This is a genomic window from Curtobacterium sp. ABR8, from assembly GCF_057812125.1.
This window is the reverse complement of the sequence record NZ_CM173818.1, coordinates 1,959,216-1,983,712: the sequence shown is the minus strand read 5'-3', so window position 1 is coordinate 1,983,712 and position 24,497 is coordinate 1,959,216. Positions and strand designations below refer to the sequence as shown.

The window sequence follows — 24,497 nt, the reverse complement described above, 5'->3', positions numbered from 1 at the left end:
GCGTCGACGCCGACACCGTCTTCGAGAAGGCCACCACCGGCGAGGTGAACTCGAGCCGGGTCGCCGGCAGTGGGGCCTTCGGTGCCATCGGGGATGGCGCCAATGCCATGATCGGGAAGCACCTACTCGAGAACGTGGCAGAAGGTGATTGGCCGGCTGGTGATCCCGGTGGTCTGCTCCGGAACGCTGACGAGGGCGCGGCGACGTCGGCGGCCTCGGGAGGGGGCGATGTCGAATGGCCACTTGCTGACATCGGTGGCGAATCTCCGGGACGATGTTCCGTTTCCAAGAAGCCTGACAGGAGTTGGAACCACAGCGACCGCTTCCAAGCTCGCTCAAGCAGGTTTGATTGCCGGAGTCGGGGCTACCCGCGCACAGAACTTGGTTGGCGCTTGAGCGAGAGAGGCAGCAAGGATATTACTCGGCCCCTCTTCTGGAAGAATGGATACAATGCTGCGAATTTTTACTCGTGAATGCAAGCAGGGAGACGAGAGACGATTCGACCTCGCCGATGTGGTGTCGTCCCTTCATCTACCGCAGCTCTCCTGGACAGCTGAAGACATCTTCATCAACGTGTCGAAGGACCCCGGATTGAACGTTGATGAACTGGAACGGGTTTCTAGCGCACCCGACTTGCCGAATCCGGTGCTTGAAGATGCTGATTTCAAGCGTCTCGTCGGAGCAACACATCAGTTCATCGATGGCGAGTTCGTCGGTTTCGATCAATCGGACGTCGGAGACATCGACAAAGCAGTCATTCGGCTCGATATGAGCGACGGTTCGTACTGGACCATCATCCTCGATGCGGATCGGGTCCAAATTCAGGATGGATTCTTGCGAGAGTTCGGGCCGGGCGAACCTATATCAGCAATGACTACTCGCGCCGCAGGGCCTCAGAGTGAAAGGCCTCTCTGAGATTTAACAGATGCCAGCCTGGAGCTGAAAGAGCGCGGGTGGAAAGTAGCAAATGACGACGAACGTCGTTCAAGAACCCCATTGGTCCACACGTCGCAGGCTAGCGATCCGTTGGGGGCAACACACGCACGAGCGGATTCGCAGACGGGAGCAGCTTGGCCCTGCACCGGGTCTCTCCGCGGTGATGCTCACGAAGCTTCGTGAGCAGGAAGGGTCGAGTGCGCGACGGTGACCCGACCATTCCTGCTCACGAAGCGACCGAACGGACGCAACGTCGGATGGGAGGCCCGTGGCGGGGTCGACACCGCGCCTCCCGTCCGCCCTTCGGTCGCTCTACCGCGCGCTGGCCGCCCCGCGCCGCTGGACCACCTCGGTGAGCCACGCGAGGATGCGGGCGTCGAACCAGTCGGCGTCGTGGTTCCAGAGCTTGGTGTGCCGGGCCGTGGTCTGCACCTCGAGCCGCACCAGGTCGGGTCGGGCGCGTGCCAGGTCGTGCGATGCCGAGGACGGCACGAACCCGTCGTCGTCACTGTGCAGCAGGAGGATCGGCACCGTCAGCTCGGCGGACCGGGTGACCATGTCGAGCTCGCGCAGGTCGACGGGCCGCTGCAGCCCCGCCAACCGGTGGAGCAGCGGCGTGCGGAGCAGGCGCTGGGCGACCTTGCGGACCGGCCGCGGCAACCCCATGAGCTGGCTCTGCGACTTGAGCACCGCGTGCCAGTCGACCACGGGCGACTCGAGCACCACGCCGTCGACGAGCCCGGCGAACCGTGAGCGCAGCAGGGTCTGCAGCACGACGGCGCCGCCCATCGACCAGCCCATGAGCACGACGCTCTGCGCGTTCTGGGCGCTGAGCCAGCGGAGGACGGAGTCGATGTCCTCCCACTCGGTGCTGCCGAGGCCGTAGCGCCCGTCGACGCTCGGCGGGGCGACGCCGTCGTTCCGCCACGACGCGAGGACGACCGAGTAGCCGGCAGCGCGGAAGACCGGGACGGCGCGGATGGTCTCGGCGCGGGTGACGCCGCGGCCGTGCACGAGGACGGCCCACGGGGCGTCCGGGTCGTCGGCGCGGACGACCCAGGCGGGTGCGGGGCCGTTCGGTGTGGGGATGTCGATGTCCTCGACGGGCACGTCGAGCTCGCCGGGGGTCAGGTAGAACCAGCCGCCCCAGCGACCGCGGCGTGCAGCGGTCGGGTCGCCGGCGTCGATCGCGATGATGCGGCGCGTGACGGTGGTGTCGGTGGTGCCGAGGACCTCACCGACGCGCATGTGCCCGGTGCCGGCGCCGAACCACAGGGAGTAGCGGCCCTGCAGCTCGGTGTCGGCGGTCCGCTCGATGGTCACGGTCATCCGGACCGGGTCGACGGCGTGGATCGGGACGCGTTCGGTGCGCTTGCGGTCCGGGGTGACGACGGCACGGGCGACGGCGGCGACGAAGCCGCCGATGACGGCCGTTCCCACCGCGGCGGCGGCCAGACCGGCGCCGAGTGCGATGAACCCGGCCGATCGTGCGGTCTCCTGGACGGCGTCCTCGGCGGGTCGCGCGGATCGGGACATGGCCCGGAGCCTAGTCTGCATGTGTGTCCGAAACCCGAGAGCCCGACGCCTTCGCGCGGCTCCGCGCGTTTGTGTCCTCCGGCAGCAGCCGCTCCGAGACCACCGTCACCGAGATCCCTTCGCCCACGCGGATCGCACCGTTCTCGATCGCCCTGGCGGCGGACGTGTCCGGCACCGCGCACGGCGTCGAGTCGGACCTCGGCACCGGGCGCTTCATCGCCCTGTACGACCCCGAAGAACCCGAGGGCTGGGGCGGTGCCTTCCGCGTCGTCTCGTTCGCCCAGGCGCCGCTCGAACCGGAGATCGGCGTCGACGAGTTCGTCGCCGACGTCACGTGGAGCTGGCTCGTCGACGCGCTCGAGACGCACGGCGCCGAGTACGACCACGCCTCGGGCACGGCCACCAAGATCATCTCGCGCGGGTACGGCGACCTCGCCGCACAGGGCGACGGCGCCCAGCTGGAACTCCGCGCATCGTGGACGCCGCGCGGTGACGACCTCACCGCGCACGTCCGGGCATGGCAGGACATCGTCGCCATGCTCGCCGGTCTGCCTCCTGCCTCGGACGGCGTGACCCTGTTGGCCCCGAGGAGGCTCGCCAAGTGACCGACCCCGTCAGTTCGACCCCCGGTGCACCGGACCCCGCGTTCGAGGACTCGCACGAGGCCGTCAAGGTCATCGAGTCGCGCGACGACTACCTGGCCGCCGTCGCGGCGATCGCTGCAGGTCACGGCCCCGTCGCCGTCGACGCCGAGCGCGCCAGCGGCTACCGCTACTCGCAGCGCGCCTACCTGATCCAGGTGTTCCGCCGCGGTGCCGGCGCGTTCCTGTTCGACCCGATCCCGATCGGTGACTTCTCCGAACTGCAGGCGGCCATCGTCGACGAGGAGTGGCTCTTCCACGCCGCGTCGCAGGACCTGCCGTGCCTGCAGGAGGTCGGCCTGGTCCCGACCCGCATCTTCGACACCGAACTCGGCGCACGCATCGCCGGGTTCCCCCGGGTCGGGCTCGGTGCCGTCGTCGAGCAGCTGCTCGGGATCACGCTCGCCAAGGCGCACTCGGCGGCCGACTGGTCGACCCGACCGCTGCCGCAGTCGTGGCTCGTGTACGCATCGCTCGACGTCGAACTCCTGCCGGACCTGCGCGACGCCCTCGCCGCGAAGCTCGACGAGGCCGGGAAGTCCCGCATCGCGGAAGAGGAGTTCGACGCGGTGCTGCACCGCGCCCCGAAGCCCGTCCGCGCCGAGCCGTGGCGCCGACTGTCCGGCATGCACGCCCTCCGTGGTGCCCGTGCACTCGCGATCGCGCGGTCGCTCTGGCTCGCCCGTGACGAGTACGCCCGCGCGGCCGACATCGCTCCCGGGCGCACCATCCCCGACGCCGCGATCGTCGCAGCGGCGGCGGCCGCACCCGCGTCGCGCGCCGAGCTCGGCGGCCTCAAGGCGTTCACGGGGCGGGCCAGTCGGTCCGAGCTCGACCGCTGGTGGGCCGCGGTGGACGAGGGCCGGACGACCGAGGACCTGCCGAAGCTCCGCGGATCCGGCGAGGCCACGCTCCCGCCGCCCCGCGCCTGGGCCGACCGCAATCCCGCGGCGGACCGCCGGTACAAGGCGGCCCGAGCTGCGGTGACGAAGCGGTCCGAGGAGCTCGACATCCCGCTCGAGAACCTGCTGACCCCGGAGACCCTCCGGTTGGTGTCGTGGGCACCGCCGTCGCCACCGTCGACCGAGCTGGTCGGGGCTGCCCTCGCCGCGCACGAGGCCCGTCCGTGGCAGGTGGAGGAACTGGCTTCGGTCATCGCCTCGGCCTTTGTCGCTGCTGCACAGCAGCCCGCGGCGACGGATGACGTCGAGTCGTAGGAACCGCCCAACCGGCATGCGGCCGCCCAGCCTGGGGGCATAGCGTCAGGAGCGTCGCCGGGCGAGGCCCGGCCGGCCGGAGCGACCAGCGTTCCGGCCCGATCGAAGAGGATCTGGGAGGCCCGGATTGCCAAAGGCATCAGACGTCGTGTTCGTGGACGGAGTACGGACGCCGTTCGGACGAGCCGGCGAGAAGGGGGTGTTCTGGAAGACCCGGTCCGACGACCTCGCGGTGCACGCGATGCGCGGACTGCTCGACCGGAACGCCTCGCTCGACACCGCAGCGGTGGACGACGTCGCCGTCGCGGCGACCACGCAACAGGGTGACCAGGGGCTGACCCTCGGCCGCACCGTCGGCATGCTGGCCGGCCTGCCGAAGTCGGTCCCGGGGTACGCGATCGACCGCATGTGCGCCGGTGCCATGACGAGCGTCACGACGCTCGCGGGCGCCATCGCCTTCGGTGCCGCGGACATCGCGATCGCCGGCGGCGTCGAGCACATGGGACGCCACCCGATGGGCTTCAACTCCGACCCGAACCCGCGGTTCATCGCCGAGCGCATGGTGTCCAGCGACGCACTGGTCATGGGTTCCACCGCCGAGCGCCTGCACGACCGCTTCCCGGCGATCACGAAGGACCGCACGGACGCCTACGCCGTCCAGTCGCAGCAGCGCTACGCCGCCGCCTGGGCAGCCGGCAAGCTGCAGCCGGACGTGATCCCGGTCGAGGTGAACAAGGGCGACGGCTGGGACGTCGTCAGCACCGACGAGCCGCCGCGTCCGGGCACCACGCTCGAGGCCCTGGCCGCGCTGAAGACCCCGTTCCGTCCGCACGGACGCGTCACCGCCGGCAACGCCGCCGGCCTCAACGACGGCGCGACGATGAGCCTGCTCGCCTCGGCCGAGGGCGCGAAGGAGCACGGCCTGCCCACGAAGATGCGGATGGTCTCCTTCGCCTTCGCCGGCGTCGAGCCCGAGGTCATGGGCGTCGGCCCGGTCCCCGCCACCGACAAGGCGCTGTCGAAGGCCGGCCTGTCCATCGACGACATCGGCTTGTTCGAGATCAACGAGGCGTTCGCCGTGCAGGTGCTCGCGTTCCTCGACAACTACGGCATCGCCCAGGACTCCACGAACGTCAACGCGTGGGGCGGCGCGATCGCCGTCGGCCACCCGCTGGCATCGAGCGGTGTCCGTTTGATGACGCAGCTCGCGGCGCAGTTCGCCGAGCGTCCGGACGTCCAGTACGGCATCACCACGATGTGCATCGGGCTCGGGCAGGGCGGCACCGTCATCTGGGAGAACCCCGGTTTCAGCAAGTCCGCAGCACGTTCGGCTCGGAAGGGGGCATGAGCATGACCACCGTCGACACCGACCGCCTGTCCGAACTCAGCGAGGACGAGGTCGTCACGCACTCGTTCGTCAAGCACGTCACGATGCCCTCCGGCGGCACACTGGCACTCATCACGCTCGACAACGGCAAGGACTACAAGCGTCCGAACACCCTCGGGCCGCGCACGCTGCACGAACTCTCCGGGGTGCTCGACACCCTGAAGACCGAGGCGGCGGCCGGGATGATCCAGGGCGTCGCGATCACCGGCAAGGAGTACTGCTTCGCCGCCGGGGCCGACCTGTCCCAGGCCGCCGCGGTGCCCTCGCGCGAGGCCGCCCACGACCTGGCCGCCCTCGGGCACGCCACCCTCCGCAAGTTCTCCGACCTCGGGGTGCCGTCGTTCACCTTCGTGAACACCCTGGCCCTCGGCGGTGGGCTCGAGATCGCCCTGCACTGCACGTACCGGGCGTTCTCGTCCGCCGCGCAGGGCATCGGCCTGCCCGAGGTCTTCCTCGGCATCATCCCCGGCTGGGGTGGCGCGACGCTCCTCCCCCGCCTGATCGGCCCCGAACGAGCGCTCCGCGTCATCGTCGAGAACCCGCTCAAGAACAACCGCCTGATGGACGGCCCGGCTGCGGTCGAGATCGGCATCGGCGACGTGCTCATCCCGTCGGTGACGTTCCTGCCCGCAGCGGTGGCCTGGGCCGACGGCGTCATCACCGGCGCGACCAAGGTGGTGCGCAAGAACGAGCCGGGCATGCTCGAGAAGGCTGCCTGGGGCACCGTCGTCAAGGTCGCGCGCGGGCAGGTGGCGTCGAAGATCGGCACCGTACCGAAGTCGCCGTTCCGAGCGCTCGACCTCGTGGCCGCCGCTCGCGGCGGCTCGTTGGACGAGCGGTTCGCCGACGAGGACGACGCCCTCGCGGACCTGCTCTCCGGCGACCAGTTCGCCGCGTCGATGTACGCGTTCGACCTGGTGCAGAAGCGTGCGAAGAAGCCCGTCGGCGCTCCGCAGGGCGTCGAGCCGAAGAAGATCACGAAGGTCGGTGTCCTCGGCGCCGGGCTGATGGCGTCGCAGTTCGCGCTGCTCTTCGCCCGTCGCCTCGGCGTCCCCGTGGTGATCACCGACGTCGACCAGTCCCGCGTCGACGCCGGCGTGGAGCGCATCCGTGGCGAGGTCGCGAAGCTGCTCGACAAGGGCCGGATCTCCCCCGACGACGCCAACCGCATCACGGCCCTCGTCAGCGGCTCGGTGTCCTACGACGCCTTCGCCGACGCCGACTGGGTGATCGAGGCCGTCTTCGAGGAGATGACCGTCAAGCAGGAGGTCTTCCGGAAGATCGAGCAGGTCATCGCCCCGGACGCCATCCTCGCGACGAACACGTCGTCGTTGTCGGTCTCCGAGATGGGTTCGGTGCTGTCCGACCCGTCGCGCCTGGTCGGGTTCCACTTCTTCAACCCGGTCGCCGTGATGCCCCTGCTCGAGGTCGTCCGCATCGCCGACACCTCCGACGAGACACTCGTCACTGCCCTCGCCGTCGCGAAGACGCTCAAGAAGACGGCGATCATCACGGCCGACCAGCCGGGCTTCGTCGTGAACCGCGTGCTCGCTCGGGTGCTCGGTGAGGCGATGCGTGGCGTCGAGCAGGGCACCTCGTTCGACGTCGTGGCGGCCGGTGCCGCGCCGCTGGGACTGCCGATGTCGCCGTTCGAGCTGCTCGAGCTCGTCGGACTGCCGGTCGGGGCGCACGTGCTCGACTCGCACCACGCCGCGTGGCCGGAGCGTTTCTACCCCGGTGACGGGCTGAAGAAGATCGCCGAGTACGGGAAGATCCTCACCCGCGACAAGAAGGGCAACGCGACCGGGTACGACCCTGCCGCCGTCAAGCTCGTCGCGCCGTCCAAGAAGGACGCGGAGCCCGTCGACGCCGCAGCGATGCAGCAGCGCTTCGAGGACGCCCTGGCCGACGAGCTGCACCGCATGCTCGAGGACGAGGTCGTCCAGCACGTCGAGGAGATCGACCTCGGCCTGATCCTCGGTGCGGGCTACCCGTTCCAGGCCGGTGGGATCAGCCCGTACCTCGACCGCAGCGGTGCGTCCGAGCGCGTCTTCGGCGGGAGCTTCCACGACCCGCTGATCGTCGGCCCGGCTTCCCGCTAGCCGGCCCGAGTCCGTCCCGCACAACCGAAGTCACCCCGAACCGCGGATCGCCGTGGTTCGGGGTGACTTTGGTTGTGCGGAAGCAGCCGACTTCGGCGAACGAGCCACAGGCCGTCAACGGGCGTGCGACGTCCTCTGCAACCAGTCGAGGAGTTGCTGATCTTCGTCATCGTTGCGGTCGTGATCAGGAGCGGTCAGCCTCTCGAGGCGTTGCAGGCTAGCGCGTCTCGCGAGGACTGCGTCGACGTACTCAATCCGCGCGATGAGCGGCTTGAGCGTGAGCGTGAGCGGGATCGCTGATCGCCCGATGTCGCTGGCCAGGTTCAGCATCAACGGGACGACGAAGGCGAGGAGCGTCGCTACAGCCTGGAGCCCGTGATCGGTCACTGCCAGATACAGCGTGGTGATGAGCGCCCAGAAACCCACGAATGCCACCACTGCGGGCGTGGTCCAACGAACGATCCCGGGCAGTCCTGTCAGACGAGACCAGAACACCAGACCGAAGCTCCCCTGGGACATCACGGTGGCCAGTACGAGCGCGAGCACGAGCGACATGGAGCGATCGTTTCCGAGAAGACTCAAGACCACTGATGGGACCGCAGGAACAAGAACCGGGATCAACACGGTCAACGACCACCCACGACGCGCAGACCCCCGCATCCCGGCACCCAACGATCGCAGTCTTGCTCGAGACCTTTCCAACGCGATCAGGTTCTGTTCAACTTGAAGAGCCCGCGAGAGCAGCACCCACGACGTCAACTCGATCGCAAGTCCTGTTGTGATCACCACTTCGATGACGACGACGACTATCTCTCCGAAAGAGCTCCCGTCGCGGGTCTCCCACGTGATCGTCAGCGCCGACAGACAAACGAAGAGGACAGCGAGGATCAACGCGGCCGAGCTGAGCTTGCGGCGGAGCGACACGATGTCGATCCCCGGTGTGAACTGGCCGCCGATGATCGCTATGTAGAAGCCGAGGAGCACCGTCACGACGATCCCCGCCACCGCATCGATCGAGTGTCCGATGCCACGGCCGACTTCCGAGGCACCTTCGATTGCGACGGTCCAAACTCTGGGTGAGTCCGGCACGCCTACCGTGATCACAGCCCAGACCCACACGATCAGAAGGCTGCCGAGAATGGCGGACATGGACAACCACAAGAAAGAGAAGAGGCTGCTCCGAAATCCCAGTCGGTTGAAGGCGCCTACTTGCAATCGACCGTCCACTGCGTCGCGGCAGTCCAGCTGACGAGGGCGATGCGCATGCCGTCGACCTTATCGATCAGCGGACTCCCGCGATCGCGCGGGCTTCGCCTGCGGCAACTTCGTTCCGACGACCTGGTCGATGACGTCGCGGGCGATCGCCTGCGCCGTCAACCCGACGTCGGCGAGGATCTGTGACCGGGTCGCGTGGTCGATGAACTCGTCCGGCAGGCCCAACTCGTTCACGCCGGTGTCGACCCCGGCGGCCCGCAGGTCCTGCCGCAGTCGTGTGCCGACGCCGCCGACCCGCACGCCGTCCTCGATCGTGATGACCAGGCGGTGCGTCCGCGACAGCTCGATGAGCGACGACGGGATCGGCACCACCCAGCGCGGGTCGACCACGGTGACGCCGATGCCCTGCGCCTCGAGCAGCCCGGCGGCCTCGAGTGCGGTCGGCACCATCGAGCCGACGGCCACGAAGAGCACGTCCTCGACGCCGTCCGCGGCGGCGTGCAACACGTCCACCCCGTCGTCCATCCGGCGCAGCGCGGGGATGTCCGGCCCGACCTGCCCCTTCGACCAGCGCAGCACGGTGGGGGCGTCGTCGACGGCGATCGCCTCGCGGAACTCCTCACGCAGGGTCGCGGCGTCGCGCGGAGCCGCGATCCGGATCCCCGGCACCACCTGCAGCAGTGCAAGGTCCCACATGCCGTGGTGCGAGGGGCCGTCCGGCCCGGTGATCCCGGCGCGGTCGAGCACGAAGGTCACGCCGGCCTTGTGCAGGGCGACGTCCATCAGCACCTGGTCGAACGCACGGTTCAGGAACGTCGCGTAGAGCGCCACGACCGGGTGCAGGCCGCCGTAAGCCAGACCAGCTGCCGTGGTGACGGCGTGCTGCTCGGCGATGCCGACGTCGTACACGCGGTCGGGGTGCTGCTCCTGGAACAGGTGCAGCCCGGTCGGCCGGAGCATCGCCGCCGTGATCGCGACGATCCGGGGGTCGGAGTCGCCGGCCGACGCCAGCGCCGACGCGAACACGGAGGTCCACGACGGCCCAGACGCGGCGTCGAGCGACTCCCCCGTCTCCGGGTCGATGTGTCCGACGGCGTGGAACTGGTCGGCCTGATCGCGCAGGGCGGGTTCGAACCCGTGCCCCTTCTCGGTGATCGCGTGCACGATCGTCGGGGCACCGTAGGCCTTCGCCTGGCGGAGCGCCGCTTCCATCGCCCGTTGATCGTGGCCGTTGACCGGGCCGATGTACTTGATGTCGAGGTTCGAGTACAGCGCCTCGTTGTTCGTGAACCGCGACAGGAACCCGTGCAGGCCCCCACGCATCCCCCGGTAGACCGCACGTCCGGGGGCACCGAACCGGTCCGCCACCGCCCGCGAGGTCTCGTACAGCGCCCGGTACTCGCGCCGCGTCCGCATCGAGCTGAGGAACCGCGCCATGCCACCGATCGTCGGGGCGTAGGACCGGCCGTTGTCGTTGACCACGATGACCAGCCGGCGGTCGTTGTCGTCCGAGATGTTGTTGAGCGCCTCCCACGTCATCCCGCCGGTGAGCGCACCGTCCCCGACGACCGCGACGACGGTGCGGTCGGTCTGCCCGGTCTGCCCGAACGCGCGGGAGATTCCGTCGGCCCACGACAGCGACGACGACGCGTGCGAGGACTCGACGATGTCGTGCTCGGACTCGCTCCGCTGCGGGTAGCCGGCGATGCCGCCCCGCTCGCGCAGCTTCGAGAAGTCCTGGCGCCCCGTGACGAGCTTGTGCACGTACGACTGGTGTCCGGTGTCGAACACGAACGGGTCGTTCGGCGAGTCGAAGACCCGGTGCATCGCGAGCGTCAGCTCGACGACGCCGAGGTTCGGTCCGAGGTGCCCGCCGGTCTTCGCGACCTCGGCCACCAGGAACCGGCGGATCTCGGCGGCGAGGTCGGTCATCTGCGCGTCGGAGAGACGCTTCAGGTCGCGCGGCGACGTGATGCTGCTGAGCAGGCTCACGGGCGCTCCTTTCGTGGGGCTGTCGGCCCACTCTATTCTCGGGACCCGACAACGGACGGGAGGCGCGGTGCCAGCTGGCACCGCGCCTCCAGGCCGGTCGTCGGTCGCGTCAGCGACCCGTGCTCACGTCGTTCAGACGAGCGAGCGGAGCACGTACTGCAGGATGCCGCCGTTGCGGTAGTAGTCGGCCTCACCCGGGGTGTCGATGCGGACGACCGCGTCGAACTCGACCGGCTGCTTGCCGGCGGGCGAGTGCTCGCTCGGCGTCGCGGTGACGTGCACGGTCTTCGGGGTGCGGCCCTCGTTCAGCTCGGTCAGGCCGGAGATCGAGACGACCTCGGTGCCGTCGAGTCCGAGGGACTCGACGGTCTCGCCCGCCGGGAACTGCAGCGGGACCACACCCATGCCGATCAGGTTCGAGCGGTGGATCCGCTCGAAGCTCTCGGTGATGACGGCGCGGACGCCGAGCAGGTTCGTGCCCTTGGCCGCCCAGTCGCGCGACGAGCCCGAGCCGTACTCCTTGCCACCGAAGATGACGAGCGGGATGCCCTGCTCCTGGTAGTGCTGCGAGGCGTCGTAGATGAACGACTGCTCGCCGTCGGCGGTGGTGAAGTCGCGGGTGTAGCCGCCCTCGACACCGTCCAGCAGCTGGTTGCGCAGGCGGATGTTCGCGAACGTGCCGCGGATCATCACCTCGTGGTTGCCACGACGGGAACCGTAGGAGTTGAAGTCCTTGCGGTCCACGCCGTGCTCCGCCAGGTACTTGCCGGCCGGGCTGTCCGCCTTGATCGAACCGGCGGGCGAGATGTGGTCGGTCGTGACCGAGTCACCGAGCTTCGCCAGCACGCGGGCGCCGGAGATGTCCGACACCGCGTCGGGCTGCATGGTCATGCCCTCGAAGTACGGGGGCTTCCGCACGTAGGTCGACTCCTGGTCCCACTCGAAGGTGTCGCCCGTGGGGGTCGGCAGGTTCTTCCAGCGGTCGTCGCCCTCGAACACGGAGCCGTACTCGTGGGTGAACATCTCGGTGTCGATCGACTCGTCGATGACCTGCTGCACCTCGGCCGCGTCGGGCCAGATGTCCTGCAGGTAGACGTCGTTGCCGTCCTGGTCCTGCCCGAGGGCGTCCTTGTCGAAGTCGAAGTGCATCGACCCGGCGAGGGCGTAGGCGATGACCAGCGGCGGGGACGCCAGGTAGTTCATCTTGACGTCGGGGTTGATCCGACCCTCGAAGTTGCGGTTGCCGGAGAGCACCGCGGTGACGGCGAGGTCGTTGTCCTGCACGGCCTGCGAGATCTCGTCCGGCAGCGGGCCCGAGTTGCCGATGCAGGTGGTGCAGCCGTAGCCCACCGTGTAGAAGCCGAGCTGCTCGAGGTAGGTCGTGAGTCCGGCCTTCTCGTAGTAGTCGGTGACGACCTTGGAACCGGGCGCGAGCGTCGTCTTGACCCAGGGCTTCGAGGTGAGGCCCTTGGCGGCGGCGTTCCGCGCCAGGATGCCGGCCGCCATCATGACGGACGGGTTCGACGTGTTCGTGCACGACGTGATCGCGGCGATCGCGACGGCGCCGTGGTCGATCGTGAACGGGTCGGCCCCGTCCATCGCGACCTTCGTCGGGGCCGAGGCCGTCGACGGGGCGCTCGACACGTAGACGTGCTCGTGCAGGTCGGTGTCCTCGTTGGTGGAGCCCGCGGCGATCGGGTCGGAGGCGGGGAAGGTCTCCTCCACCGCGTCGTCGAGGTCGGTCTGCTCGCTCGGGGTCGTGTAGTTGTTCAGGTCGACCTCGAACTGGCTCTTCGCGTTCGTCAGCTCGATGCGGTCCTGGGGGCGCTTCGGACCGGAGATCGACGGCACGACCGTGGAGAGGTCGAGCTCCATGTACTCGGAGTAGTTCGGCTCCACCGAGGCGTCGTGCCAGAGGCCCTGGGCCTTGGAGTACGCCTCGACCAGGGCGATCTGCGCCTCGTCGCGACCGGTCAGGCGCAGGTAGTCGAGCGTGACGTCGTCGACCGGGAAGATCGCCGCCGTCGAACCGAACTCGGGCGACATGTTGCCGATGGTGGCGCGGTTCGCGAGCGGGACGGCACTGACGCCCTCGCCGTAGAACTCGACGAACTTGCCGACGACGCCGTGCTTGCGGAGCTCCTGCGTGATGGTGAGCACCACGTCGGTCGCGGTCACGCCGGCCGGGATCTCGCCGGAGAGCTTGAAGCCGACCACCTTCGGGATGAGCATCGAGACGGGCTGGCCGAGCATCGCGGCCTCGGCCTCGATGCCGCCGACGCCCCAGCCGAGCACGCCGAGCCCGTTCACCATCGTGGTGTGCGAGTCGGTGCCGACGAGGGTGTCCGGGTAGGCGTACGTCTCACCGTCGAAGTCCCGCGTGTAGGTGACCTTCGCCAGGTACTCGATGTTCACCTGGTGCACGATGCCGGTGCCCGGCGGGACGACCTTGAAGTCCTCGAACGCGGTCTGGCCCCAGCGGAGGAACTGGTAGCGCTCACCGTTCCGCTCGTACTCGAGGTCGGTGTTGCGCTGGAGCGCGTCCGTGCTGCCGAAGAGGTCGGCGATGACCGAGTGGTCGATGACCATCTCGGCCGGCGACAGCGGGTTGATCTTGTTCGGGTCGCCGCCGATGTCCGCCATGGCCTCGCGCATGGTGGCGAGGTCGACGATGCACGGAACACCCGTGAAGTCCTGCATCACCACGCGCGCCGGCGAGAACTGGATCTCGGTGTCCGGGTCGGCGTCGGGGCGCCAGGAGCCGAGCGCGCGGATCTGCGCCTCGGTGACGTTCTTGCCGTCCTCGGTGCGGAGGAGGTTCTCGAGCAGCACCTTGAGGCTGTACGGGAGCTTCTCGTGCCCGGGCACCGTGTCGATCCGGTGGATCGCGTAGTCGACACCCCCAACCGACAGTGTGTCCTTCGAGCCGAAGCTATTGACTGCAGCCACCGTGCCGCCTCCCTACTGATCGGTTTGCCCTCATCCTCGCGGGCCGTGGACCGTCCCACCAGCAAGGCAAACCTAATCCCGAGAACGCGAGCGCGCTCTCCGAGAACTATCTCGATGTCGAGACAACGCTACACCGTGGCGGCGTCGTCCCCTCGCACGAACACGGTCCGGACCAGCAACCACGTGACCCAGAGCACGGCGGCGTAGAGCGGCACGCCGAGGATGAGCTTGAGGCCCGCCAGCAGCTCGACCTGGGCGGTGAGGTACAGCGGCACCTCGACGGCCAGGCGGAGCGCGAACAGCCCGACCCAGACCCAGGTGGCGACCGTCAGCACGCGGCGCTTGACCGGGTCGGCCCGCCAGTCGACGTGCGAGCCGTCCTCGTTCGCCGGCAGCAGGAACCCGACGACCAGACCGATGAGCGGCCACCGCACGGCCAGCGAGCCCAGGAGCCCGACCAGCCACACCGAGTTGATGACGATCCCCGGGATGAAGTTGCTCTCGGCACGCCCCGTGATGAGCGCGAGCCCGGCCGACACCGCGACGCCGAGGATGCCGGCGAAGGACATCGTCAGCGACTGCCGCTGCGCCAGGCGCAGTGCGACGAACACCAGACCGACCACCACGGGGATCACGACGCTCGGCACGAGCTCCTTCGTGATCGCGTAGACGACCAGGAACGCGAACCCGGGCAGCACCGACTCGGCCAGCCCACGGATCCCGCCGACCGCACCGAGCAGCGCACGGCCGGACGGTGCCTCGCCGGGAGCGACCCGGGCGATGCCGGCGTTCTGCACCGCGTCGCGGAACTGGGAGGAGAACGACGGCGCGACGGGCTCGGACCCGGCCGTCTCGGGTCGTGGGGTGTCGTCGTGTTCCGGCACCGTGCCTCCAGGCGGGTTCGTCGTCAGGTCGTCAGCCGGCCGCAGCGTCAGATCGCGGTCTGCGTCGACTTCGGCATGTGCAGCGGGATGAGGTCGCGCGGCGGCATCGGCGTCGTGCCGCGCACGACGACGACGCTGCGGAACAGCTCCTCGATCTCGCTCGCGTCGTCGGGCTGCTCGGCGGCCTTGCCGGCGATCACGCCGCGCAGGAACCAGCGGGGACCGTCGACGCCGACGAAGCGGGCCGGGCGGACGCCGGCCGCGCCGCCGTCGCCGTCGACCGCGACGGGCACGGATGCACGGAGCTCGGGGCCGAACGGGCCGTCGACCTCGGTCACGACACCGCCCTGGCGCTCGATCTGCTCGGCGATCTGCGCGCGGATCTCGTGCCACAGGCCCGTCGAGCGGGGTGCGGCGAACGGCTGGACCTGGAGCGTCGAGTCGTCGTAGTCGAGCCCGACCGCGACGACACGCTGCGAGCCCTCCTCCACCTCGAGGCGCAGGTGCAGCCCCTCGCGCGGCAGGACCTTCACGCCACCCAGGTCGACGTACGGGCGGACCAGGTTCGCCTCGGTCTCGTCGTGCGGACCGTTCTCGGCGCGGTCCTCGGGCGCGGACTTGTCCGTGGGGGCCACCGCGTCGACCTCGTCGAGGTCCGCGTCGGCGTCCGTCGCGATGTCGACCTCGGGAGACGTGTCCGCGATCTCGACCTCGTCGGCGACGGCCTCGGCCACCTCGACCTCGGCCACCTCGCCCTCGTCACGCTTGCGTCGACCGAACTTCATGCGCGCGTTCCTTCCTGAACATCGTGGGCGGCACCGGTCACGGCGCCGCTCCGGTCACCGTAGCCCGACGAGCCGAAGCCACCCTGGCCCCGGACGCTGTCGGGCAGGTCCTCGACGTGCGTGTACGTCACCCGCGGGACGGGCATCACGATCAGCTGCGCGATGCGGTCACCGACGTGCACCTCGTACGGCTCGGACCGGTCGGTGTTGAGCAGTGCGACCTTGATCTCGCCGCGGTACCCGGAGTCGACCGTGCCCGGGCTGTTGACGATGCTGATGCCGTGCTTCGCGGCGAGGCCGCTGCGCGGGACCACGAACGCGGCGTACCCCTCGGGGAGCGCGATCCGCAGCCCCGTCGCTGCGAGGTGTCGCTCACCCGGCTGCAGCACGAAGGACTCGGCCGAGACGAGGTCGGCACCCGCGTCGCCGGGGTGGGCGTGTCCGGGGCGGTTCTCCCCGGTCCAGAGGACGTCGACTGGTTCGGTCACGTGTCGAGGGTAGTGCAGAGACGTGACCCGACCGTGACCTGGCCCGAGTCGTGGTCGAATGGACTCGTGACCCTGTACCGCGAACGACTCTGGGCCCCGCCCGCCCTGTACCTGGCGACGGCGCTCGTCATCCCCGCCACCCTGCTCGTGTTCCTGCCCATCAGCGTCCTTGCCGGTGTGCTCGTGGCGATCGGCATGGAGCTCGGCGTCCTCGTGCTCCTGTGGGCACTCGCACCCACCATCGAGGTCACGGACAGCGAGTTCCGCGCCGGCAAGGCGCACCTCCCCCGCGCACTCGTCGGCAGCGTCGAGGCGTTCGAGGGCGCCGAGGCGACCACGCAGCGCGGCCCGAAGCTCGACGCTCGAGCGTGGACGCTCTTCCGCGGGTACGTGCGCGGGGTCGTCAAGGTCGAGGTCCGCGACGACGCCGACCCGACGCCCTACTGGCTGGTCAGCGTCCGGCAGCCCACCAAGGTGGTCGAGGCGCTCCGGTCCTGACGGACCGCGACGGGCGGACGGGAGGCCCGGCGCGCGTCCGCCCCGCACCGCACGACGAAGGCCCCGCATCCTGGAGGATGCGGGGCCTTCGGTGATCGTTGCGCCTAGAGCGCCGCGCATTCCGCGCAGACCGGCCCGAGCTTCGACTCGTGGTCGAGCTGGGAGCGGTGCTTCACGAGGAAGCACTCGACGCAGGTGAACTCATCGACCTGCGGGGGCAGCACCACGACGTCGAGGTCGACGTCGCTCAGGTCCTGCCCGGCGAGTTCGAAGCTGCCGGGGTTGTCCGAATCATCGTCGACGACCCCCGACATCTTGTCGGGAACGCGCTCCTTGAGGGCCTCGATCGACTCCGAATCGGAGTTGTCATCGGTCTTCCGGGGGGCGTCGTAATCGGTGGCCATGCCCATCCATTTCTCGTATCGAGAGGTCGTCGCCGGGTGATCGGCGGCGACAGTTTGCACGACGTCCCGCCAGAGTGCAAACCGAGATCTGCGGCGCGTCGTCACGGCCCTGCAACCCGTACCCCGTTTCAGACATTCCCGACACCCGTCGACGCTCGCCGCAGACTCCGCGGCACGCCCGTGCGCCTCCGTGGAAACCGTCCACGACCACTGCATACTCACGGGGTACGACGCACGACCGTACGCGACGCTGGGAAGGCTGGACCATGCAAGACGTGAGAGTCATCGGAGTCGAGGCAGGCGCACTCCTCCTGGCGACCGACGGCGGTACCGAGTTCCGGTTGCCCGTCACGTCCTCGCTGCCGGGGCAGGTCCGGCAGGCCAACCCCGACGCCGGGCCGCAGAAGCGGGTTTCGCCGAAGGACGTCCAGGCACGCATCCGCGGTGGTGCCGACGCCGCCGACGTCGCCGCCGCGCTCGACGTCGACGTCGAGTACGTCCGACGCTTCGAGGGTCCGGTGCTGGCCGAGCGCGCGTTCGTGCTCGACGCCTCGCACCGCGTCCCGGTGACCCCGGTGGACGACGAGGCCCCCGACACCTTCGGCGCGGCGATCACCGCGAAGCTCGAGGCCGGCGAGGCCACCGCGATCAGCTGGGGCTCCTGGAAGCACCCGGAGAGCGGCTGGCAGGTCCGGGTCCGCTACACCGCGGCCGAGGTCGAGCACGACGCCCAGTGGCGCTTCGACCCGAAGACCTCGACGCTCGTGCCAGACAACGGCGACGCGCACCGGCTCTCGCACACCGACGACGAGGGCATCGCGCCCCGCCTGCGCGCCGTGGAGTACGAGCAGCAGGACGACGACGGCACCCGCTTCGACTCCGGCGCCTTCCGTGTCGAGGAAGAGGACGAGGCCGTCACGAACCCCGACGTCCCCGACCGCGCGCCGCTCCGTGCACCGCTGCCCCGCATCGGACAGGCGGCCGTCGAGGAGCGCGCACCCGGCAACGAGACCGCCGACCTGCTCGAGGCCCTCCGCCGACGCCGGGGCGAGCGCGAAGCCGCCTCGTTCGGCGAGCAGCGCGACGAGCCCGCCCGCGGCACCTCGATCAGCGTCGTCGACATCCCGCTGCAGGGGTTCGAGGACCAGCCCGAGAGCGACACCGCCCCGTCGTCGACCGACGCCCGCCCGGCATCGGCGCCCGAGGCCGAGGGACGTGCCGAGCGCAAGAAGCGCAACCGCCGGTCGATGCCGAGCTGGGACGAGATCGTCTTCGGCACCCGCCCGGAGGACCCGGCCTGATCCGTTCGGACTGATCCGCGGCGGCCGGCGACCGGCGACCGGCTACTGCGCGAACGCCCCGGCGAGCCGGAGCGGCACGAGGGTCTCCTCGTCGGTCATCGCACCGTGCTGTCCGATCATGCGCTTCGGGACCTCGCCGTCGCGCAGCGCCCGGTCGTCGTTGAACGCCCACGAGCCGCGTGCCACGACGATCACGTCGCCGATGCGCGGGACCACCTCCGGCGAGACCGCACCGAACCAGCCGGCGGCGATCGCCTCGTCACGGCTCGCGACGTACGCCTTCTTGCCGTAGCGTGCGCGGAAGGCCCCGACGAGCCCGCGCACGTCGGTGCCCGGCGCCACCGTGAACTGGCGGCACCGGGGGTCGCCCGCCACCCCGACGACGTCCGTCAGCAGCAGCGGGTCGACGGCGATGTTCGCGTGGTCCGGCACGTCGAGCACACCGTGGTCCGCGGTGACCAGGATGCCGACGTCGCGCGCACCACGGGCGTCGAGGCGGGCGAGTTCGCCGTCGAGCAGCTCGAGCGTCGCCGTCCACCGGTCGGACTGCCATCCGGACTTGTGACCGATCGAGTCGAGCTCCGGCACGTACAGGTAGACGAGCGACCGGCCGGTGGCGGTCTCGGCCAGGGCGCCGTCGATGCGCTCCGGGATCGTGTCCGCTGCCACGTACCGCGCGCCACCGAGGACGTTCGCGGTCATGCCCGACGCCCGGTAGCGCTCCGGACCGACGACGACGGGGTCGACGCCGAGCTCCGCGGCCCGGGTGAACAGCGTCTCGACGAGGAACCAGTCCGCCGGCACCTCGGTGTCCCACCCGCCGAGCAGGTTCATCACCGCGCCGGTGTCCGGGTTCCAGCCGCTGTAGCCGACGACACCGTGCGTGCCGGGCGACCGTCCGGTCGTCAGGGTGCTCAGTGCCGCGGCCGTCGTGGTCGGGAACCCGCTGCGGAGCTTCTTCGTGGTGCCGGTGCCCTTCGCCGCGGTCAGCCAGCGGGCGTGGCCGGCGCGAGCCGACAGCGCGACCGAACCGAGGCCGTCGACCAGGACGACGATCGCGGAACGGGCGGGACGGAGGGCGATCCGGGCCTCCAGGCCGTTGTCACGCGACCACGCGTCGTCCGCAGCCCCGAGCGCCACGAGGCAACTCGGGAAGACGTCGGCGAGGTTCGCGGCGGCGTCGGGGGCCGTCGGTACGCTTGTTCCCATTCCACAGAGTCTTCCAGACGACCCCGGTCTCCCAGACGACTCCGGTCTCCCAGAAAGGTGCCATGGCACGCACGGACGCAGTCGGCCTGCCCGACGGTGAGCGCATCGAGGACGTCGACGTCTCCGAGGAGATGCAGGGCTCCTTCCTCGAGTACGCGTACTCCGTCATCTACTCGCGGGCGCTGCCCGATGCGCGTGACGGCCTGAAGCCCGTCCAGCGGCGCATCCTGTACCAGATGGCCGAGATGGGTCTGCGGCCCGACCGCGGGCACGTCAAGAGCGCCCGCGTCACCGGCGAGGTGATGGGCAAGCTGCACCCGCACGGCGACGGCGCGATCTACGACGCGCTGGTGCGGATGGCGCAGCCGTTCACCATGCGGGTGCCGCTGATCGACGGCCACGGCAACTTCGGCTCGCTCGACGACGGTCCCGCTGCCGCCCGGTACACCGAGGCACGTCTGGCCGAACCGTCGATGGCGATGACCGAGGGCCTGGGCGAGGACGTCGTCGACTTCGTCCCGAACTACGACAACCAGATCATGCAGCCCGGCGTGCTGCCGGCGGCGTTCCCGAACCTGCTCGTCAACGGCGCCTCGGGCATCGCGGTCGGCATGGCGACGAACATGGCGCCGCACAACCTGGGCGAGGTGGTCGAGGCCGCGAAGCACCTGCTCATGAACCCCCAGGCCACCCTCGAAGAGCTCATGGAGTTCGTGCCCGGCCCGGACCTGCCCTCGGGTGGCACGATCGTCGGCCTCTCCGGGGTCCGCGACGCCTACGCCACCGGCCGCGGCACGTTCCGCACACGTTCGAAGGTGAGCGTCGAGAACCTCACGCCGCGCAAGGTCGGACTGGTCGTCACCGAGCTGCCCTACCTGGTGGGCCCCGAGCGCGTCATCGAGAAGATCAAGGACGGCGTCCAGTCCAAGAAGCTCGTCGGCATCTCGGACGTCAACGACCTGACCGACCGCAACCACGGGCTCCGGCTCGTCATCGGCATCAAGAGCGGCTTCAACCCCACCGCGGTGCTCGAGCAGCTGTACAAGCACACCCCGCTCGAGGACGGCTTCGGCATCAACAACGTCGCGCTCGTCGGCGGGTCGCCCCGCACGCTCGGGCTGCGCGAGCTGCTCGACGTCTACGTGCAGCACCGGCTGTCGGTCGTCACCCGGCGGTCCGAGTACCGGCTCGCGCGTCGTCGCGAGCGGTTGCACCTGGTCGAGGGACTGCTCATCGCGATCCTCGACATCGACGAGGTCATCCAGGTCATCCGCACCTCGGACGACTCCGAGGCGGCACGCAGCCGACTCCGCGACGTCTTCGACCTGTCCGAGGTGCAGGCGGAGTACATCCTCGAGCTGCGGCTCCGGCGCCTGACGAAGTTCTCGCGCATGGAGCTCGAGGCCGAGCGCGACCAGCTGCTCGCCGACATCGCCGCGCTCGAGGAACTGCTGGCGTCCGACGAACGGCTGCGAGCCCAGGTGGCGCTCGAGCTCACCGAGGTGTCCGACAGGTTCGCCACCCCGCGCCGCACACTGCTCACCGAGGCCGACGCACCCGTCAAGGGCGGTCGCAAGGCAGCCGTCGACCCTGAGTCGCTCCAGGTCGCCGACTCGCCGTGCCGTGTGCTGCTCTCGACCACCGGACGGCTCATCCGCGTCGACATCCCGACGTCGGAGCTCAGCATCGTCCGCGTGCCGAAGCGCTCCAAGCACGACGCCGTCCGGTCCGCCGTGGTGAGCACCGTCCGGGGCCAGGTCGGCGCGCTGACCTCCACCGGTCGGGTGCTGCGGCTCTCCCCCGTCGACGTCCCGGCGGTGCCGCCCGCAGCCGTCCGGCTCGACGCCGGCGTGCGGGTCACCGACTTCCTGGCGCTCACCAAGGGCGAGACGGTCGTCGCACTCGTCGACCTGTCTGGCGCGTCGTCGGACGCACTCGCCATCGGTACCGCTCAGGGCGTGGTCAAGCGCGTCGTGCCCGGCAACTGGCCGGACAAGCCGGAGTTCGTCGCCATCGGCCTGAAGCCCGGCGACACGGTGATCGGCGCCGCTCAGGCACCCGAGTCCGACGACCTGGTGTTCATCAGCTCGAACGCTCAGCTCCTGCGGTTCCCCGCGGCCGGCGTCCGCGCCCAGGGGCTCCCCGCCGGCGGTGTCGCGGGCATGGCGCTGGCCTCCGGCGCCTCGGTGATCTGGTTCGGGTCCGTCGCCCGCTCCGACGACGCCGTGGTCGCCACCGTGTCCACGACGTCGACGGCGCTGCCCGGCACGGACTCCGGTCGCGCCAAGGTCTCCGCACTGTCCGAGTTCCCCGCCAAGGGCCGTGCGACCCAGGGCGTCCGGGCGCACGCGTTCCTGAAGGGCGAGGACGGGCTCACCGTGGGCTGGGCGGGCATCGCTCCCCCGCACGCGGTCGGCACGGACGGCGCGGCGCGGACACTGCCGGACTGGCTGTCGAAGCGTGACGGGTCCGGTGCGCCGCTCGAGGCCGTCATCGGCTCGATCGGTGGCAGTGCCGCTGCGCTCGACGGTACCGCCGGCGACGCGTAGGCGGGCGGGGCGCTGCGCTACGCCCACCTCCGCCGCGCTGCGCCCACCCTCCGCCGCGCTGCGCTGCGCTGCGCCCACCCTCCGCCGCGCTGCGCCCACCCTCCGCGAAAGCGACAGTGTCCCGCGAACAGTTCGCGGGACACTGTCGTGTTAGCGGCACGGACGGCGCAGGGTGGCGTCACGGTGTCGCTCTGGCGGCACTGAGACTCGGGCCAGCAGCGGCGCCGCGGTCCGGCGCGCTACGCGTCGATGCGGTCGCGGTCGAGGCCCTCGCCGGCCAAGATGAACTCCTTGCGCGGGGCCACGTCGTTGCCCATGAGCAGCTCGAACACCTTCGCCGCGCTCTCGGCATGCGTGATGTTCACCCGCCGCAGGGTGCGGTGCGCTCGGTCCATCGTGGTCTCGGCGAGCTGGTCGGCGTCCATCTCCCCCAGGCCCTTGTACCGCTGGATCGGCTCCTGGTACTTCTTGCCGGTCTTCTCGAGCTTCTTCAGCACGGTCTGCAGTTCCTGCTCGGAGTACGTGTAGAGCGTTTCGTTGGGCTTGCCGCGGTTCACCACGACGACCCGGTGCAGCGGCGGAACGGCAGCGAAGACCCGGCCTTCCTCGATCATCGGTCGCATGTACCGGAAGAACAGCGTCAGCAGCAGCGTCCGGATGTGGGCGCCGTCGACGTCGGCGTCCGACATGATGATGACCTTGCCGTACCGCGCCTGGTCGATCTCGAACGTGCGACCGGAGCCGGCGCCGATGACCTGGATGATGGACGCGCACTCGACGTTCGACAGCATGTCCGAGACGGACGCCTTCTGCACGTTGAGGATCTTGCCGCGGATCGGCAGCAGCGCCTGGTACTCGCTGTTGCGTGCGAGCTTCGCGGTCCCGAGGGCCGAGTCGCCCTCGACGATGAAGAGCTCGGTGCCCTCGGTCTCCTGCGACCGGCAGTCCGCGAGCTTCGTCGGCAACGACGAGTTCTCGAGCGCGTTCTTCCGGCGCTGCGTCTCCTTGTGGGCGCGGGCCGAGATGCGGGTCTTCATCTCCGCGACGACCTTCTCGAGCAGGGTCGCGGCCTGGGCCTTCTCGGTACGCTGCGTCGACGTCAGGATCTCGGTGATGCGCTTCGACACGACCTGGTCGACGATCTTCCGGACCGCCGGTGTGCCGAGGATCTCCTTCGTCTGCCCCTCGAACTGCGGCTCGGGCAGTCGGACGGTCAGGACGGCGGTCATGCCGGCGAGCACGTCGTCCTTGTCGAGCTTGTCCTGCCCGACCTTGAGCTTGCGGGCGTTCGCCTCGACCTGTGCGCGGACGGCCTTGACCAACCCGGACTCGAAGCCGGCCTGGTGCGTGCCGCCCTTCGGCGTGGCGATGATGTTGACGAAGCTGCGGAACACCGTCTCGTACCCGTCGCCCCACCGGAGGGCGAGGTCCACTTCGCAGGAGCGCTCGACCGCGGTGGAGACCATGTGGCCCTTGTCGTCGAGCATCGGGACGGTTTCGGTGAAGGTCCCGGTGCCCTGCACGCGCCAGACGTCCGTGACGCCGGTGTCGGAGGCGAGGTGCTCGACGAACTCGCCGATGCCGCCCTCGTAGCGGAAGCGCTCGACGACCGGACCGGCCTCGACGGCGGTGCCCGTCGCCTCGGCACGCGCGGCGGCGGCCTCGATCGAGGACACGCGCTCGTCGGTGATCGTGATGCCGAGTCCTGGAACGAGGAACGCCGTCTGCCGTGCGCGGGTGACCAGGTCGTCGGTGCTGAACCGCGCGTCGGCCGTGAAGATCTGCCGGTCCGCCCAGTAGCGGATGCGGGAACCGGTGACGCCCTTCTTCACCTTGCCGACCACCCGCAGCTCGCTGCCCGAGGTGAAGGGGCTGAACGGGGCGTCCGGACCGATCCCCTTCGTGTCGTCGAACGTGCCGGGCTCGCCGCGGTGGAAGGACATGGCGTAGGTCTTGCCGCCGCGGTCGACCTCGACGTCGAGGCGCTCCGACAGCGCGTTGACCACCGAGGCACCGACGCCGTGCAGACCGCCGGACGCCGCGTACGACCCGGAACCGAACTTGCCACCGGCGTGCAGCTTCGTGAAGACGACCTCGACCCCGGTCAGGCCGGTCTTCGGTTCGACGTCCACCGGGATGCCACGAGCGGTGTCGCGGACCTCGACCGAGCCGTCGGCGTGCAGCACGACGCCGATCTCGTCGCCGTGCCCCGCCAGGGCTTCGTCGACGGAGTTGTCGATGATCTCCCACAGGCAGTGCATGAGCCCTCGGGAGTCGGTCGACCCGATGTACATCCCCGGACGCTTCCGGACCGCCTCGAGCCCTTCGAGGACGGAGAGATGGCGTGCGGAGTAGTCGGAGCTCACCGTCCGATGCTACCGAGCGGCACCGACACCCTCGTCGT

General features: G+C 69.8%; 18 protein-coding genes. 8 read left to right on the top strand and 10 right to left on the bottom strand.

The genetic code is table 11. From position 1 onward, the window contains the following. Positions 1–441 precede the first annotated feature (441 nt). Entirely contained in the window at positions 442–915 is a 474-nt protein-coding gene (locus ACXKZB_RS09510; protein WP_488822847.1) for a hypothetical protein, read from the top strand. A gap of 333 nt (positions 916–1,248) precedes the next feature. On the opposite strand, the gene ACXKZB_RS09505 is transcribed toward ACXKZB_RS09510, so the two are convergent. Next, positions 1,249–2,472, bottom strand: a complete 1,224-nt coding sequence (locus ACXKZB_RS09505) for an alpha/beta hydrolase family protein (protein WP_488822845.1) — start codon at positions 2,470–2,472, stop codon at positions 1,249–1,251. 23 nt (positions 2,473–2,495) lie between these two features. On the opposite strand from ACXKZB_RS09505, the gene ACXKZB_RS09500 reads away from it, so the two are divergent. The 4 genes from ACXKZB_RS09500 to ACXKZB_RS09485 all read left to right on the top strand — a co-directional run bounded on the left by ACXKZB_RS09500 (position 2,496) and on the right by ACXKZB_RS09485 (position 7,819). Then, complete coding sequence (locus tag ACXKZB_RS09500; protein WP_123312757.1) at positions 2,496–3,077, top strand: DUF3000 domain-containing protein; 582 nt, start codon at positions 2,496–2,498, stop codon at positions 3,075–3,077. Next, positions 3,074–4,330 (top strand): HRDC domain-containing protein, encoded by a 1,257-nt coding sequence (locus tag ACXKZB_RS09495; protein WP_488822843.1) that lies wholly within the window; start codon positions 3,074–3,076, stop codon positions 4,328–4,330. Before ACXKZB_RS09500 ends, ACXKZB_RS09495 begins: the two co-directional genes overlap by 4 nt. Before the next feature lie 127 nt (positions 4,331–4,457). Then, complete coding sequence (locus ACXKZB_RS09490) at positions 4,458–5,678, top strand: thiolase family protein (protein ID WP_488822841.1); 1,221 nt, start codon at positions 4,458–4,460, stop codon at positions 5,676–5,678. After that, positions 5,675–7,819, top strand: a complete 2,145-nt coding sequence (locus tag ACXKZB_RS09485; RefSeq protein WP_488822839.1) for a 3-hydroxyacyl-CoA dehydrogenase NAD-binding domain-containing protein — start codon at positions 5,675–5,677, stop codon at positions 7,817–7,819. The genes ACXKZB_RS09490 and ACXKZB_RS09485 overlap by 4 nt, the downstream gene beginning before the upstream one ends. A gap of 114 nt (positions 7,820–7,933) precedes the next feature. Here the strand turns inward: ACXKZB_RS09485 and ACXKZB_RS09480 are convergent, their stop codons facing one another. The 6 genes from ACXKZB_RS09480 to dut form a co-directional block, all read right to left on the bottom strand. Next, positions 7,934–8,968, bottom strand: coding sequence for a hypothetical protein (locus ACXKZB_RS09480; protein ID WP_488825862.1), 1,035 nt, complete (start codon positions 8,966–8,968; stop codon positions 7,934–7,936). Positions 8,969–9,094: 126 nt separating this feature from the next. Beyond that, a complete protein-coding gene (gene dxs / locus ACXKZB_RS09475) occupies positions 9,095–11,026 on the bottom strand; it encodes a 1-deoxy-D-xylulose-5-phosphate synthase (protein ID WP_488825861.1) in 1,932 nt (643 codons plus the stop codon). Positions 11,027–11,158: 132 nt separating this feature from the next. Then, complete coding sequence (gene acnA, locus ACXKZB_RS09470; protein WP_123312762.1) at positions 11,159–13,975, bottom strand: aconitate hydratase AcnA; 2,817 nt, start codon at positions 13,973–13,975, stop codon at positions 11,159–11,161. Between the two features lie 128 nt (positions 13,976–14,103). After that, the gene (locus tag ACXKZB_RS09465; protein ID WP_488825860.1) at positions 14,104–14,859 is read right to left on the bottom strand and encodes a DUF3159 domain-containing protein; all 756 of its coding nucleotides are present in this window, start codon (positions 14,857–14,859) and stop codon (positions 14,104–14,106) included. 47 nt (positions 14,860–14,906) lie between these two features. Further along, the gene (locus ACXKZB_RS09460; protein WP_261784215.1) at positions 14,907–15,644 is read right to left on the bottom strand and encodes a DUF3710 domain-containing protein; all 738 of its coding nucleotides are present in this window, start codon (positions 15,642–15,644) and stop codon (positions 14,907–14,909) included. Beyond that, a complete protein-coding gene (gene dut, locus ACXKZB_RS09455) occupies positions 15,641–16,132 on the bottom strand; it encodes a dUTP diphosphatase (RefSeq protein WP_488825859.1) in 492 nt (163 codons plus the stop codon). The genes ACXKZB_RS09460 and dut overlap by 4 nt, the downstream gene beginning before the upstream one ends. A 66-nt stretch (positions 16,133–16,198) precedes the next feature. Between dut and ACXKZB_RS09450 the strand changes: the two genes are divergently transcribed. Further along, positions 16,199–16,630 (top strand): DUF3093 domain-containing protein, encoded by a 432-nt coding sequence (locus tag ACXKZB_RS09450; protein WP_111086383.1) that lies wholly within the window; start codon positions 16,199–16,201, stop codon positions 16,628–16,630. 104 nt (positions 16,631–16,734) lie between these two features. Here ACXKZB_RS09450 and ACXKZB_RS09445 read toward each other — a convergent pair whose 3' ends face one another. Continuing rightward, on the bottom strand, positions 16,735–17,034 hold the full coding sequence (locus ACXKZB_RS09445; RefSeq protein ID WP_031263038.1) for a DUF4193 domain-containing protein: 300 nt from the start codon (positions 17,032–17,034) through the stop codon (positions 16,735–16,737). Between the two features lie 266 nt (positions 17,035–17,300). Here ACXKZB_RS09445 and sepH point away from each other — a divergent pair, with 266 nt between their 5' ends. Further along, positions 17,301–18,335: a septation protein SepH gene (gene sepH / locus ACXKZB_RS09440; RefSeq protein ID WP_456795425.1), complete on the top strand. Its 1,035-nt coding sequence runs from the start codon at positions 17,301–17,303 to the stop codon at positions 18,333–18,335. 42 nt (positions 18,336–18,377) lie between these two features. On the opposite strand, the gene ACXKZB_RS09435 is transcribed toward sepH, so the two are convergent. Then, positions 18,378–19,544 (bottom strand): alkaline phosphatase family protein, encoded by a 1,167-nt coding sequence (locus ACXKZB_RS09435; RefSeq protein ID WP_488825858.1) that lies wholly within the window; start codon positions 19,542–19,544, stop codon positions 18,378–18,380. A gap of 62 nt (positions 19,545–19,606) precedes the next feature. On the opposite strand from ACXKZB_RS09435, the gene ACXKZB_RS09430 reads away from it, so the two are divergent. Continuing rightward, positions 19,607–22,093 (top strand): DNA gyrase/topoisomerase IV subunit A, encoded by a 2,487-nt coding sequence (locus ACXKZB_RS09430; protein ID WP_123312768.1) that lies wholly within the window; start codon positions 19,607–19,609, stop codon positions 22,091–22,093. Positions 22,094–22,332: 239 nt separating this feature from the next. Here the strand turns inward: ACXKZB_RS09430 and ACXKZB_RS09425 are convergent, their stop codons facing one another. Further along, positions 22,333–24,459: a DNA gyrase/topoisomerase IV subunit B gene (locus ACXKZB_RS09425; protein WP_488825857.1), complete on the bottom strand. Its 2,127-nt coding sequence runs from the start codon at positions 24,457–24,459 to the stop codon at positions 22,333–22,335. Between the last annotated feature and the right edge of the window lie 38 nt (positions 24,460–24,497).